At 60.9% G+C, this 13,597-nt stretch carries 11 protein-coding genes; 5 read left to right on the top strand and 6 right to left on the bottom strand.

What is annotated here, in order from left to right; all coding sequences use genetic code 11:
• Nucleotides 1-168: 168 nt before the first annotated feature.
• Both EDE05_RS05315 and EDE05_RS05310 read left to right on the top strand, forming a co-directional pair.
• Nucleotides 169-1,401, top strand: a complete 1,233-nt coding sequence (locus EDE05_RS05315) for a putative DNA modification/repair radical SAM protein (RefSeq protein ID WP_132408999.1) — start codon at nt 169-171, stop codon at nt 1,399-1,401.
• Nucleotides 1,401-2,891 (top strand): UdgX family uracil-DNA binding protein, encoded by a 1,491-nt coding sequence (locus EDE05_RS05310; RefSeq protein ID WP_165924119.1) that lies wholly within the window; start codon nt 1,401-1,403, stop codon nt 2,889-2,891. The genes EDE05_RS05315 and EDE05_RS05310 overlap by 1 nt, the downstream gene beginning before the upstream one ends.
• Nucleotides 2,892-3,338: 447 nt before the next feature.
• Here the strand turns inward: EDE05_RS05310 and carB are convergent, their stop codons facing one another.
• The 6 genes from carB to EDE05_RS05280 form a co-directional block, all read right to left on the bottom strand.
• Entirely contained in the window at nt 3,339-6,827 is a 3,489-nt protein-coding gene (carB, locus tag EDE05_RS05305) for a carbamoyl-phosphate synthase large subunit (RefSeq protein WP_112801013.1), read from the bottom strand.
• 218 nt (nt 6,828-7,045) lie between these two features.
• Entirely contained in the window at nt 7,046-7,462 is a 417-nt protein-coding gene (locus EDE05_RS05300) for a DoxX family protein (RefSeq protein WP_245422729.1), read from the bottom strand.
• Between the two features lie 89 nt (nt 7,463-7,551).
• Complete coding sequence (locus EDE05_RS05295) at nt 7,552-8,352, bottom strand: DNA-binding domain-containing protein (protein ID WP_132408993.1); 801 nt, start codon at nt 8,350-8,352, stop codon at nt 7,552-7,554.
• Complete coding sequence (locus tag EDE05_RS05290) at nt 8,339-9,256, bottom strand: DUF692 domain-containing protein (RefSeq protein ID WP_132408991.1); 918 nt, start codon at nt 9,254-9,256, stop codon at nt 8,339-8,341. The genes EDE05_RS05295 and EDE05_RS05290 overlap by 14 nt, the downstream gene beginning before the upstream one ends.
• 46 nt (nt 9,257-9,302) lie before the next feature.
• Nucleotides 9,303-9,626, bottom strand: a complete 324-nt coding sequence (locus EDE05_RS05285) for a DUF2282 domain-containing protein (protein WP_132408989.1) — start codon at nt 9,624-9,626, stop codon at nt 9,303-9,305.
• Between the two features lie 146 nt (nt 9,627-9,772).
• Nucleotides 9,773-10,603 carry a LytTR family DNA-binding domain-containing protein gene (locus EDE05_RS05280; protein ID WP_132408987.1) on the bottom strand — a complete coding sequence of 277 codons (831 nt, stop codon included), beginning with the start codon at nt 10,601-10,603 and terminating at the stop codon, nt 9,773-9,775.
• 100 nt (nt 10,604-10,703) lie between these two features.
• Here EDE05_RS05280 and EDE05_RS05275 point away from each other — a divergent pair, with 100 nt between their 5' ends.
• The 3 genes from EDE05_RS05275 (at nt 10,704) to EDE05_RS05265 (ending at nt 13,538) form a co-directional block, all read left to right on the top strand.
• On the top strand, nt 10,704-11,186 hold the full coding sequence (locus EDE05_RS05275) for a DUF2306 domain-containing protein (RefSeq protein ID WP_132408985.1): 483 nt from the start codon (nt 10,704-10,706) through the stop codon (nt 11,184-11,186).
• 138 nt (nt 11,187-11,324) lie between these two features.
• On the top strand, nt 11,325-12,536 hold the full coding sequence (locus EDE05_RS05270; RefSeq protein WP_132408983.1) for an MFS transporter: 1,212 nt from the start codon (nt 11,325-11,327) through the stop codon (nt 12,534-12,536).
• A gap of 102 nt (nt 12,537-12,638) precedes the next feature.
• Complete coding sequence (locus EDE05_RS05265) at nt 12,639-13,538, top strand: neutral zinc metallopeptidase (protein ID WP_112801023.1); 900 nt, start codon at nt 12,639-12,641, stop codon at nt 13,536-13,538.
• Nucleotides 13,539-13,597: the final 59 nt, after the last annotated feature.

The raw sequence follows: 13,597 nt of genomic DNA, 5'->3' as shown, positions 1-13,597 counted from the left end.
GGAACCATCGTAAGATCAAAATTTTGCTCACTATAACAGAACTTCGACAACCAAAGCTAGGATTTTCGAACCCTGTCGAGGCGAACGCAAGTCCGCTCATGAGATTCCAAGCTCATCGGTTTGTCAATGTCTTGACTTTCTAAAATAGAACAAATAGTGAACATAACGATGAAGAAGTCGCTCAAAGAACGGTTGGCAATACTTTCCGACGCCGCAAAATACGACGCTTCCTGCGCTTCGAGCGGAACGGTGAGGCGGGACTCCTCCTCTTCGGGAGGGCTTGGTTCTACGGAAGGTTCGGGGATCTGTCATGCCTATGCACCCGATGGCCGCTGCATTTCCCTTCTCAAGATCCTGCTTACGAATTTCTGCATCTATGACTGCGCCTATTGCGTCAATCGCTCCTCCAGCAATGTAGAAAGGGCTCGATTTACACCGCAGGAGGTGATCTGGCTGACGCTGGAGTTCTACCGGCGAAATTATATCGAAGGCCTGTTCCTGTCTTCGGGAATCATCCGCTCCTCCGATCACACGATGGAAGAGATGGTGCTGATCGCCCGAGAATTGCGAACCACGCACAATTTCAGGGGCTATATCCACCTGAAAACCATCCCGGAGGCGTCGGCACCTCTTATCGAGGAAGCCGGACTTTACGCCGACCGGTTGTCGATCAATATCGAGCTGCCCACCGACAATGGAATTGCCAAGTTCGCGCCGGAAAAGCGGCCGGATGGCATCCGGCAGTCGATGGGCAAGCTCCGTCTCAAGATCGAGGAAATGGCGGAGCCGACGCTGCAATCCAAACGACGGAAGAAATTTGCGCCGGCCGGACAGAGCACGCAGATGATCGTGGGCGCCGATGGCGCCAGCGATGCGACCATCCTTGGCACCAGCGCCAGGCTCTACGGAAGCTATGGTCTGAAGCGGGTCTATTATTCTGCATTCAGTCCCATTCCTGATTCGTCCAGGAACCTGCCGCTGATCAAGCCGCCGCTGATGCGCGAGCATCGACTCTATCAGGCGGACTGGCTTTACCGCTTCTACGGGTTCGAGATCGGCGAGATCACCGCAAGCCAGCCAGACGGCATGCTGGATCTTGATCTCGATCCCAAGCTTGCCTGGGCATTGGGACACCGGGAGCAGTTTCCCGTCGACGTGAACAGGGCAGACAAAGAGCGGCTGCTACGGGTGCCGGGTTTCGGCACCAAGACCGTCAAGGGCATTCTTTCGGCCCGCCGCTTCCGGCGGCTGAGGCTTGATGATCTCAAGCGGCTCGGCGTGTCGCTGAAGAAGGTCCAGCCGTTTATTACCTGCGAGGGCTGGACGCCGCATCGGCTTGTCGACCGGCCTGATCTTGCTGCCATGTTCCAGCCTAAACCGGAACAGCTCTCGCTTCTATGATGTACCGCTATTCGCTGAGAGGCAGGGGAGACCTTACCGAGTGGCGCGACGCGGCCCGAGCATATCTGATGGCGGGTATCGTCCCTGATGTCATCGAATGGCGGACCATGGACGATGCCGATGGTCTGTTCGGGTTTGACGACAACAACCTGCCGCCGCCTCATGAGGCGCATCCGCCGCTCTCCGTGCCGCCGTCCTTCATCCGGCTGGCGGGGGCAGTGATCTGTCATTCCGATCCGACACGTTTTGCTCTGCTCTACCGCTTGCTCTTTCGGTTGATGCATGGGCGGCATCTCCTGCAGATGGCATCCGATACCGACGTCGTCGCGGCGCAGCGCATGGCCAAGGCTGTCGGGCGGGACTACCACAAGATGACCGCTTTCGTTCGCTTCAAGGAGTTGCCGTTGCCGGCGGGGACTGCAGGACGCCGGCGATTCTTCTCCTGGTTCGAACCAGACCATTTCATCCTTGCGCGCGTAGCGCCTTTCTTCCAGCGCCGCTTCACGGACATGGATTGGCTGATTGCGACGCCGAAAGGCTCGGCCTCTTGGGACGGGGAGACTTTGAGGACCTGCGACGAGCCTGCGGAAAAACCTGATCTGAAGGATGAGACCGAGGATCTCTGGCGCACCTATTATGCATCCATCTTCAATCCGGCCCGGCTCAAGGTGAAGATGATGACAAAGGAGATGCCGAAGAAATACTGGAAGAACCTGCCGGAAGCTACGCTCATTCCGGATCTGATCGCGAATGCCGAAGCGAGCGTGATCGAGATGGGGAAAAGAGCGGCGAGTGAGCCGTTGCCCTTCCACCACCGCATCCAGGAGGCGGCAGCCAGGGCGCCGGTGCCGTCGGCCCCTGCTGCCGGCACTCTTTCGGCCCTCAAGCAGGAAGCACGGCACTGCACGCGCTGCGATATCCATTGTCTGGCAACCCAGACGGTTTTCGGGGATGGCCCAGCCGACGCCAGGGTGATGGTCGTTGGCGAACAACCCGGCGATCAGGAGGATCTTGCGGGCAAGCCGTTCGTGGGGCCGGCCGGAAAGCTCTTCAACGACACGCTTGCCGAAGCCGGCATCGACCGGCGTTCTCTCTATATTACCAACGCCGTTAAGCACTTCAAATACGTGCCGCGGGGCAAACGGCGGATCCATCAGAAGCCGAACATGGGCGAGATCAGGCAATGCCGCTGGTGGCTGATGCAGGAGCTTGAACTGGTGAAGCCGGAGGTCGTGGTGGCGATGGGCGCAACAGCCCTTTTTGCGTTGACCGATATGCGCCAGAAGCTCGAGGATGTGCGCGGAGAGCCCATGGCATTGGCTGATGGGCGCATACTCTTCGTGACCGTGCATCCAGCCTATCTTCTCCGGATTCCGGATGAGGCCCAGAGGATGAGAGAGCTGGACCGTTTCGGAAAAGATATGAATGCCGTCCAACGCCTTGTCAGAGCCCGTGCCCCTTATCGTTCCGGGCCGCCGAATGCCTCCTGAAAGGTTCGGCAAGTCGATCTTCCGGGCGATTATCCACCAGCCGAAATGGGCGTATTGTCATTTCCCGGATCACAAATGTATGCGACTGGCGCAGGCGCGGCGACACGGGCTCAGGTCTGGCTAAAAGCCATCAACCGCGATGATCGGCTGCCAGAGACATGGTGCCCACTTGTTCTTAAATGCCTTCAGCGTCGATCCTGGAGGGCTCGCCGATGACGAGGCGGCTGAGATATCTGATTGTCTCGATACTGATATCGCTTGTGATGTGGGCGACCATCGTCGCCATCGCGCTATTGGTGTGGCGACTGATCCGAGACTATTTTTGAAGCGAGATGCGGCGCCGACCGCGGGCGAACGCCGCGGCTTTTTAAGCAGCCCTTTGCCGGGCCCCCGAGCGGACGCCCCTTATGGAAGGGCGTCCATCGGAGATGGTGGAAACAGAGGCGTTCAGGCGAAATAGCTCTGCAGCGGGCGGACTTCGAGATTGCCTGCCTTCAACGCCCTGATGGCCATGGCTGCGGCTTCGGCGCCGGCCATGGTGGTGTAGTACGGTACCTTCTGCATCAGCGTGGCGCGGCGCAGCGATTTGGAATCCGAGATCGCCTTGTTGCCGTCCGTGGTGTTGATGACCAGCTGGACCTGACGGTTGCGGATCGCGTCTTCGATATGCGGCCGGCCTTCGAGAACCTTGTTGATCTTCGTGGCCTCGATGCCGTTTTCACCCAGGAAGCGCGCCGTGCCGCCGGTTGCCAGGACCTTGAAGCCGATTTCGGTCAGAATGCGGATCGCCGGCAGGACGCGGGCCTTGTCCTCATCGCGTACGGAGACGAAGACCGTGCCGGTGCGCGGCAGTTCCACGCCGGCGCCGAGCTGCGACTTGGCAAACGCAAGCGCAAAATCGGTGTCCAAGCCGATAACTTCCCCCGTCGAGCGCATTTCCGGCCCGAGCAGGGTATCCACGCCCGGGAATTTGGCGAACGGGAAGACAGCTTCCTTGACCGCGATGTGCTTCAGGTTGCGCGGGTCTGGCTTTTTGCCATAGGCGGCAAATGTCGGATCGAGCTTCTCGCCCGCCATGACGCGAGCGGCGAGCTTGGCGATCGGTGCACCGATGGTCTTGGCGACGAAGGGCACGGTGCGCGAGGCGCGCGGGTTGACTTCCAGCACGTAGACGGTGCCGTCCTTGATGGCGAACTGGACGTTCATCAGGCCAACAACGTTCAGAGCCTTGGCCATCGCTTTCGACTGGCGTTCCAGTTCATCGATGAGCTCCGGCGAGAGAGTGCGCGGCGGCAGCGAGCAGGCGCTATCGCCCGAATGGATGCCTGCTTCCTCGATATGCTCCATGATACCGGCGACATAGACGTCGGTGCCGTCGCAGAGGCAGTCGACGTCCACCTCGATCGCATGGGTGAGATAGCTGTCGAACAACAGCGGATTCTTGCCGAGCAGGGTGTTGATCTGGCCGGTCTTGTCATTCGGGTAACGCTGCTTGATGTCTTCCGGCACGAGGCCCGGAACGGTGTCGAGCAGGTAGGTCTGCAGCATCGATTCCGAATGGATGATCTGCATGGCGCGGCCGCCGAGGACGTAGGACGGGCGGACAACCAGAGGGAAGCCGATTTCGGCCGCGACCAGCCGGGCCTGCTCGACGGAGTAGGCGATACCGTTGTTCGGCTGGTTGAGATCGAGCTTCATCAGCAGCTTCTGGAAGCGGTCGCGGTCTTCGGCGAGGTCGATCATGTCGGGTGCCGTGCCGAGGATCGGGATGCCGTTCTTTTCGAGCGCCTCCGCAAGCTTCAGCGGCGTCTGGCCGCCGAACTGGACGATGACGCCGACCACTTCGCCTTTTTCCTGTTCAGCGCGCAGGATCTCGATGACGTCTTCCGCCGTCAGCGGCTCGAAATAGAGGCGGTCGGAGGTGTCGTAGTCGGTCGAGACGGTTTCCGGGTTGCAGTTGATCATGATCGCTTCATAACCCGCGTCCTTCAATGCGAAGGCGGCGTGGCAGCAGCAATAGTCGAACTCGATGCCCTGGCCGATGCGGTTCGGACCGCCGCCGAGGATAACGACCTTCTTTGCAGCGGAGACTTCCGCTTCGGAGCGGAGCGCACCGACGAAGGGCACTTCGTAGGTCGAATACATATAGGCGGTCGGGGAGGCGAATTCGGCAGCGCAGGTGTCGATCCGCTTGAAAACCGGGCGGACATTCAGCGAGTTGCGCAGTTCGGCCACTTCCTTGGGGCGCTTGCCGGTAAGGCTCGCAAGGCGGGCGTCGGAGAAGCCCATGGCCTTCAGCATGCGAAGGTTTTCGGCGTCCGTCGGCAGGCCATGTTCCCGGATGCGCTCTTCCATGTCGATGATCGCCTTGAGCTGGGCGATGAACCAGGGATCGATCTTGCAGGCTTCGTGCACTTCCGCTTCGGTCAGGCCGAGGCGGAGCGCCTGGGCCACCATGCGCAGGCGATCGGGGGTCGGCGTGCCGATCGCGGCGCGAATGGCGTTCTTGGAGTTTTCGCCGTCTTCGAGACCGGGAATCTCGATCTCGTCGAGACCGGTGAGCCCGGTTTCAAGGCCGCGCAAAGCCTTCTGCAGCGACTCCGCGAATGTGCGGCCGATCGCCATCACTTCGCCGACCGACTTCATCGCGGTGGTGAGCGTCGGCTCAGCGCCCGGGAACTTCTCGAAGGCGAAACGCGGGATCTTGGTGACCACATAGTCGATCGACGGTTCGAACGAGGCGGGCGTCGCACCGCCGGTGATGTCGTTTTCCAGTTCGTCCAGCGTGTAACCGACGGCGAGCTTTGCCGCGACCTTGGCAATCGGGAAGCCGGTCGCCTTGGAGGCGAGCGCGGAGGAGCGCGAGACGCGCGGGTTCATTTCGATGACGACGAGGCGGCCGTCGGCCGGGTTGACCGCGAACTGCACGTTGGAGCCGCCGGTCTCGACGCCGATCTCGCGCAGAACCGCAATCGAGGCGTTGCGCATCATCTGGTATTCCTTGTCGGTCAGCGTCAGCGCCGGCGCGACGGTAATGGAATCGCCCGTGTGGACGCCCATCGGATCGATGTTCTCGATCGAGCAGATGATGATGCAGTTGTCCGCCTTGTCGCGGATGACTTCCATCTCATACTCTTTCCAGCCGAGCACCGACTCTTCGATCAGCACCTCGGTGGTTGGCGAAGCATCGAGGCCGCCCGAGACGATCTCGAAAAATTCCGAGCGGTTGTAGGCAATGCCGCCGCCGGTGCCGCCGAGCGTGAAGGAGGGGCGGATGATCGCCGGCAGGCCGACATGATCGAGCGCCTGCGCGGCGATCGCCATGGCGTGGCTCATATAGCGCTGCTTGCGGTCGCTCTCGCCGAGATTCCAATGGTTTTCGAGGTCGTCGAGCGCCTTGTCCAGATCACCGCCCGAAAGGCGCTCGCGCAGCTTGGCGCGCTCGGCCTCATGGGTCTTGCGATCGGTGTCCTTGATGTCGGTGGCATTCGCCAGCATGGACTTCGGCGTCTCCAAACCGATCTTGGCCATGGCTTCGCGGAAGAGGGCGCGGTCCTCCGCCTTGTCGATGGCGGCTGGCTTGGCGCCGATCATTTCGACATTGTAGCGGTCCAGCACGCCCATGCGCTTGAGCGAGAGCGCGGTGTTCAGCGCCGTCTGGCCGCCCATGGTCGGCAGGAGCGCGTCAGGACGCTCCTTGGCGATGATCTTGGCGACGACTTCCGGGGTGATCGGCTCGACATAAGTCGCATCCGCGAGACCGGGATCGGTCATGATGGTCGCCGGGTTGGAGTTCACCAGGATGACCCGGTAACCTTCCTCCTTCAGCGCCTTGCAGGCCTGGGTGCCAGAATAGTCGAACTCGCATGCCTGACCGATGACGATCGGACCCGCGCCGATGATGAGGATCGATTTCAAATCTTGGCGCTTGGGCATGGGTATCTTTCCGCTTTTTCCTGCGCGAAAAACCGGCACGGTGTGGAATACCACCGGTCGGGTCGCGCGAGCATGTCTTTTCAGGCTAGACGCGGCTTATAGGCAAATGTTTTGGCGAACGGAACCCCATAAATCGCCAAATCGACAGAAAGCTCACCCGTGCCGGATGTCGGTTCCGTCCGTGCGGACCGCCGGAGCCTGGGACCTTCAATCGGCAATCATGCGCGGGAGGGGTTGCGGTCGATGCCGATAAACGAATCGAGCGACCACCGGCCGGGGCCTAAAGCCATGATGCCCAATGCCATCGCTGCCCATGTCAGATGGATGGGCCAGCCGTCGGGAACAGTCAACTGAATGACGAGCGTCATCAGGAGAACAGCGAGCGCGGCTCCACGCGTGACCAAACCAAGCACGAGAAGGAGCGGCAGCAGGATTTCAGCCGAGGCGGACATGAAGGCGACGGTACCGGGGAAGGGATACGGATATGGGCCTCCCGGCAGATGCAACTGGAACTCGGAGGAGAAGAGCAGGACGGCGACATCGTTCAGCTGCAGGAAGCCGTCCCATTTGTTTATTCCGGAACGCCAGAACGGTACCGCAAGGGCGACCCTCAGGGCGAACTGCGTCAAGGGCATGGGCACGAGCCTTGTGATGAATGCGTAGGCAGCACTTACCGAGGGCCGGAAGCCGGAGCCGGTTGTGAGGGCGGGGCTCTGTTTCGTCTTCATCTTCCCACTCCTATCCTGGAAACATCGGAAAAGGCGCCGACCTCGATAATGCCGGATATGGCGGACGCAAGGTCGAAATCGGGGCAGACGGCAAACGCGTCGCCCGCCGCCTCGGCGAGAGTGCCTCCCGCAATCAGCCGCGCGAGCATGAGTGCCGCGCCAGGCGAGAGCTTACGGACTTCCACGTCCAATGCGGGCCGGGTTATCAGCGTCCATTCGGGCTCCGTCGCCGTGATGGGCCCGACCGGATCATCACTTCGATTTGCCGAAAAGATGGTGAATGCGGGATATTGCGAGCGGAGAAGGCGGGTCGCCGGATGGGCGACGAAACGGAGATCGCCGATACTCGCCGGCGCCGGCAAAATCAGCGCTTCCGCGGCAAGCACGGCTTCATCGGCAGCGTGATAGGCGTCGAGCCAGGCGCGCTCGATGCGCGCGACATCCGCCAGCCACGGCATCGAGCGGGCGTATTCGTATTGCGCAATGAAATCAGGAAATTCTCGCCCGTACTCAAAAAGCAGCGGTGATGCGGGCGGAGTTTCGCGGATATGGAAGCGGGCCATTGCCCGGAAAAAGTCCGGACCGGTTATGCGCTGGGTCGCCGGGAAGACCGCGGCAAGCGCCTCGATCAAGCTGACCACGACATTGTTGCGGTAGATATTGAACCGCCGCTCCACATCTTTCCCTCCAGGCGCCTGAACGTCAGGCGGTGGCGATCGACGGGGGTCGAGCAGGCATGATGAAAATGCCTGCGAATAGGCGTCGGATCCGGCGATGCCGGCATCAGAAGGCTGCATGGCGGGCTTCCCTTCCATGGCTGGACGAATGCCGATCGAGGATCGCCTGCGCGGCGGCCGCTTCCTTTTCAAGCGTGATCCAGGCCGGAATTGCACTGTCCCATTCGACAAGGGTGGGGATCGGGCCGGTTCGGCATATGACGGTTTCGAACAATTGCCAGACGGCATCGCATACGGGCCCGTCATGGCTGTCGATCAGCAGCGTTCCGCCGTCCTCGTCGCTTTGCGCCTTGTGGCCTGCAAGATGGATTTCCTCGACGAGATCGAGCGGATAGTCCGCCAGATAGTCGAGCGGCGACGAGCTCAAGTTCGCCGCCGAAACGAAGACATTGTTGACGTCCAGAAGCAGGCCGCAGCCGGTCCGTTTCGTCAGAGCCCGGATGAATTCCGTTTCCGCCATCGTCGACTCCTTGAAGGAGAGATAGCTGGACGGGTTTTCCAGGAGGATCGGGCGGCCGATCGTCTGCTGGACTTCATCGATGTGGTCAGCCACATGCCGCAATGTCTGGTCGTTGTATGGCAACGGCAGGAGATCGTTGAAATAGGTGGTCTCGTGTGTCGACCAGGCCAGGTGTTCGGAAACCAGCGCGGGCTCGTAGCGATCAACCAGGGCCTTGAAGCGCGCCAGGTGCTCCCGGTCGAGCGGGCGGGGGCCGCCGATCGACATGCATACGCCGTGGACGGAAAGCGGATAGTCCTGGCGGATGCGGGACAGCGCCTGATGTGGCGGACCTCCCGATCCCATATAGTTCTCGGCATGGACTTCGAAGAAGCCGCGTTTCGGAAATTGCTCCAAAATCGCGGGAAGATGCTCTGGTTTGAAGCTTGTTCCTGCCTGCCCGTCGGCCCGGAAAGGCGGAAAGCGAAGGGCACCGTGCCCGATGTCATGCGCGTTCGGATTCATTGTATCCCTCCGCTTTCCGAAAATCAGCAATCAGGAAGGTCGGCAATCACGAAGGAATGTCGCGAGTGAGAGCCTGCTTCGATCCCATGCGGTTTCCCGGCAGTTGCATGGTCTCGCAGGTTCCCCCGTTGACGAATTTCCAGGCATTGCCCTGATAGTCGACCGTCGAGGTGCCCTGGCAGGTGGTTCCCGGGCCTGCGGCGCAATCGTTCTGCCCCTTCATTGCGACGCCGAAGCATTTCTCCTTGCCGGCATCCATCGCCGACTTGACTTCCGCCTGCGACAGGGGGGCGGCATAAGCGATCGATGACAGGGCCGATGCGACGGCCGCCGCGAGCATGGCCGTTGTTACTGATGTACCTGTTGACATATCGTCTCCTCCAGAGAGCGAGTGTGGGTGTGCGTCTCAGCGCACATCGGCTTATTCGTCAGGAGGAGAGTGAGGTTACACCCAGAAGGAACACGACTTCGTGATGACCTTACGGGGCGGGACGGATGCCCGTGCCGACAGCCGCTTTACCCCGGAAACCGCTTGAAGCGCTGGCGCACCGCTTCCAGATTGGGCCGGCTGACCGGGATCTCGGAACCGTCCGACATGATGACAAGCAGCTTGCCGTTGTCCCGCATCAGTTTTTCGACCTGCGCTTCCGCCACCCAATGCGAGCGGTGTACCTGCAGGCCCGGCGTGTCCCCGAGCTCTTTCAGCGCGTCGGCAAAGCGCAGGAGGATGAGTTCCCGGCCGCGGAGGGTGATCACCTCGGTATAATGATCCTCGACGGATAGGCGCACGAGCGGCCCGCGGTTCTGCGGTTTCAGCCGTCCAAGGATTTCCGGGCCGGACGGCTGTCTGGCAGCAGGAGGAGCGAGGGCGGCCGGCGGCTCTGACGAGGCGGGGTAGGTGGCCGCTGCGGCGATCTGACGATGCATGGCCGTATAGGTGAGCAGACAGAAGAGGGCGCAGAGCGGAAGGGCGACAAGGGCGCGGCGCAAACCGTTGCCGGTTTCCGCCCAATCCCCCGTGAACGCGAAGTCGATGAGGCCGAGCGCAAAGCCGATCGGCAAGGCTGCAACCAGCGAGCCGATCATCATGCGCAGCAGCGTATTGCCGAGCCGTTCGCGCAGGAGGACCTCGGCGGCCAGGGAAAAGGTAATCGCGATCGCCCAGGTAGCGGCATGTACGATCAACCAGTAGCCGAGCCGGACACCGAACGTCATGCGTTCGAACGTGCCGTACGGACCGCTGACGGCGAAGATGAGGACCACCAGCGCAAAGGTCGCCCAAAAGCGCCGGGACCGGATGAAAAGCTGCAATTCACGAAGCGTGGAGCTGAAAAACAGGTGACTCACGAAGTTGATCCGCCGTCTGCGCCATTCCGTTTGAGGACGGGTCAGTCATGGCGGAAACAGACGCCGAGTTCAATCGCCGGATAACTTGGAAAAGGTCGCCATGAATTTTCAACCGCTTCTCGACGCTCCGATTGCCGTGCAGATCCATGTCGCGGCGGTACTGCCGGCAGCCGTGCTTGGCGCTTACATCCTCCTCAACCGCAAGGGCACGCCGCGGCATCGGCTGCTCGGAAAGATCTGGATGATGCTGATGGTGATGACCTCGCTCTCCAGCTTCTTCATCCACGAGATCAATCTTTTCCACGGTTTCAGCCCGATCCATCTCCTGTCGATTTCCGTGCTCGTTGGGGCGTGGCGGGCCATCACTGCCGCGCGCGCCAAAAATATCCGGGCGCACAAGGCGGCGGTCATCGGCATGTATTTCGGCGGCATCGTGATCGCCGGCCTCTTCACGCTGCTGCCCGGCCGCATCATGAATGCCGTCGTTTTCTCGGGCGGACCGAACTGGGTCATGATGCTTACCTTTGCCGCTATCGCCGCGATGTTCATCTTGCATCGGCGGCTTGCATCCGGTGGCGCCTGATCGGACAAAATTTCGCGAACCGTACCGATATCAGCCTTGCTGTCATGGACAGCCGCGGCCTGCGGGCATAAACACCGGCCAATAAGGAAACTTGCCGCAACGGCCATCGATGAGGACCGCTTGCGCGGAGGAACCCAGATGGCCGATGCAACTTCGAAACCTGTCGCCGCTGCCGCAGCGGAGGTGACGGTACTGCCGATCATCCTGGCGGTCAGCTTCTGCCATATGCTGAACGACATCATGCAGTCGATGATTTCGGCAATCTATCCGATGCTGAAGGCCGACTTTGCGCTCGATTTCTGGCAGATCGGCATCCTGACGCTTGCGTTCCAATGCACCGCATCGCTGCTGCAGCCGGTGATCGGCATCGTCACCGACAAGAAGCCTTTTCCCTATTCGCTGCCGTTTGGCATGGGGTCGACCTTTATCGGCCTTTTCATCCTGGCCTGGTCGCAATCCTATCTGATGCTGGTGGTCGCCGCGTCGCTGATCGGCATCGGCTCGGCCGTCTTCCATCCGGAATCTTCCCGCGTCGCGCGGCTTGCCTCCGGGGGGCGTTACGGTTTTGCGCAGGCGACATTCCAGGTCGGCGGCAATTTCGGCCAGTCGATCGGTCCGCTGCTTGCCGCCTTCATCATCGTCCCGAACGGGCAGGGGAGTGTTGCCTGGTTCTCGGTCATTGCCATGCTGGGGATATTCATCCTGGCCTGGGTCGCGCGCTGGTACAAGGCGCATATGGCGGCGAACAAGGGCCGGAAAAGGATTTTGAACGCGCACAGCCTGTCGAAGCGGACGGTGGCGACGGCACTCGTGGTGCTGGCGTTGCTGACCTTTTCCAAGAACATCTATATGGCGAGCATCAGCAGCTATTACACGTTCTTCGTGATCGAGCGTTTCGGCGTTACGGTGCAGCAGTCGCAGATCATGCTCTTCATCTTCCTCGGTGCCGTGGCGCTCGGAACGGTCATCGGTGGCCCGATCGGCGACCGGTTCGGCACGAAGGTGGTGATCTGGTTCTCGATCCTCGGCGCGTTGCCCTTCACGCTCGCCATGCCGTTTGCGAACCTGCCCGTCACCATCGCACTTTCGGCGATTGTCGGCTTCATCATGGCCTCGTCCTTTCCGGCCATTGTCGTCATGGCGCAGGAACTGGTGCCCGGGCGCGTCGGCATGATCGCCGGCATCTTTTTCGGGCTCGCCTTCGGCATCGCTGGTATCGCGGCAGCTGTGCTCGGCGTTTTTGCCGACCTCTACGGGATCAGTTTCGTCTACACCCTCTGTGCGTTCCTTCCGGCGCTCGGCCTGCTGACGGTTTTCCTGCCCGGCAAGAGGGCCTTGAGGGTCGCTTGAGAGAGGAAAAATCTCCATTATAGGTAATGGGATGGATCGCCTTTGCGGTCATCCGCATTATATCGCGTAATGGCGCAGTGTCGCCGAACAGGAGAGCGCCAGATGGAATGGAGAGGCCGCCGTCAATCGGACAATGTCGAGGACCGACGCGGTGCCTCCGCGGGTGGTTCCCTGGGGCGAGGCGGATTCCGAATTCCGATCGGCGGCGGCGGGCGCCGCGGCGGCGGGATCGGGATCGGCGGCATCGTTCTCATCCTGATCATCAGCTGGATTCTCGGTATCAATCCCCTGACGCTGCTTTCCGGCGGCGACATTGGTCTCGATGGCTCCGGCACGCAGCAGCAGACAACCAGAGCGCCCGCAAACGACGATACAACCGCCTTTGTTCGGACGGTTCTTGCCGAAACCGAGGATACTTGGAACGGCATTTTCCAGGCAAACGGCCAGAACTACCAGGAACCCAGCCTGGTGCTGTTTTCCGGACAGGTGAATTCCGCCTGCGGCTTTGCCTCGTCCGCGACAGGCCCCTTCTACTGCCCCACCGATCGCAAGGTCTATCTGGACACGGAATTCTTCGGGGAGCTCGAGCAGCGGTTCGACGCGGCCGGTGACTTCGCGGAAGCCTATGTGGTGGCGCATGAGGTCGGACATCACGTGCAGAACCTTCTCGGCATCCTGCCGCGCTTCAATCAGGCCCGTCAGCGGATGAGCGAGACGGAGGCAAACCAGATGTCGGTCCGGGTCGAATTGCAGGCGGATTGCTTTGCCGGCGTCTGGGGCAAGTTCACGGAGCAAAGGGGCATTCTGGAACGCGGCGATCTGGAAGAGGCACTGAATGCCGCGCAGCAGATCGGCGACGACACGCTGCAGAAGCGCAGCCAGGGCTATGTGGTGCCGGAAAGCTTTAACCACGGAACCTCAGAACAGCGCATGCGCTGGTTCAAGCGCGGTTTCGATACCGGCGACATGAAGGCCTGCGACACGTTCTCCGGGGATGTGTGAAGACTAAGTTTCCGGTTTTGGTTTCAGCCCAGGATACACCTTGTGAGCCGGCGGTGCGG

Origin of the sequence: Neorhizobium sp. R1-B, from assembly GCF_004368875.1 — a bacterium.
GTDB classification, from domain to species: Bacteria; Pseudomonadota; Alphaproteobacteria; order Rhizobiales; family Rhizobiaceae; genus Neorhizobium; species Neorhizobium huautlense.
Note: the sequence above shows the minus strand (reverse complement) of the source record. Positions and strands in the feature narration are given on the sequence as shown.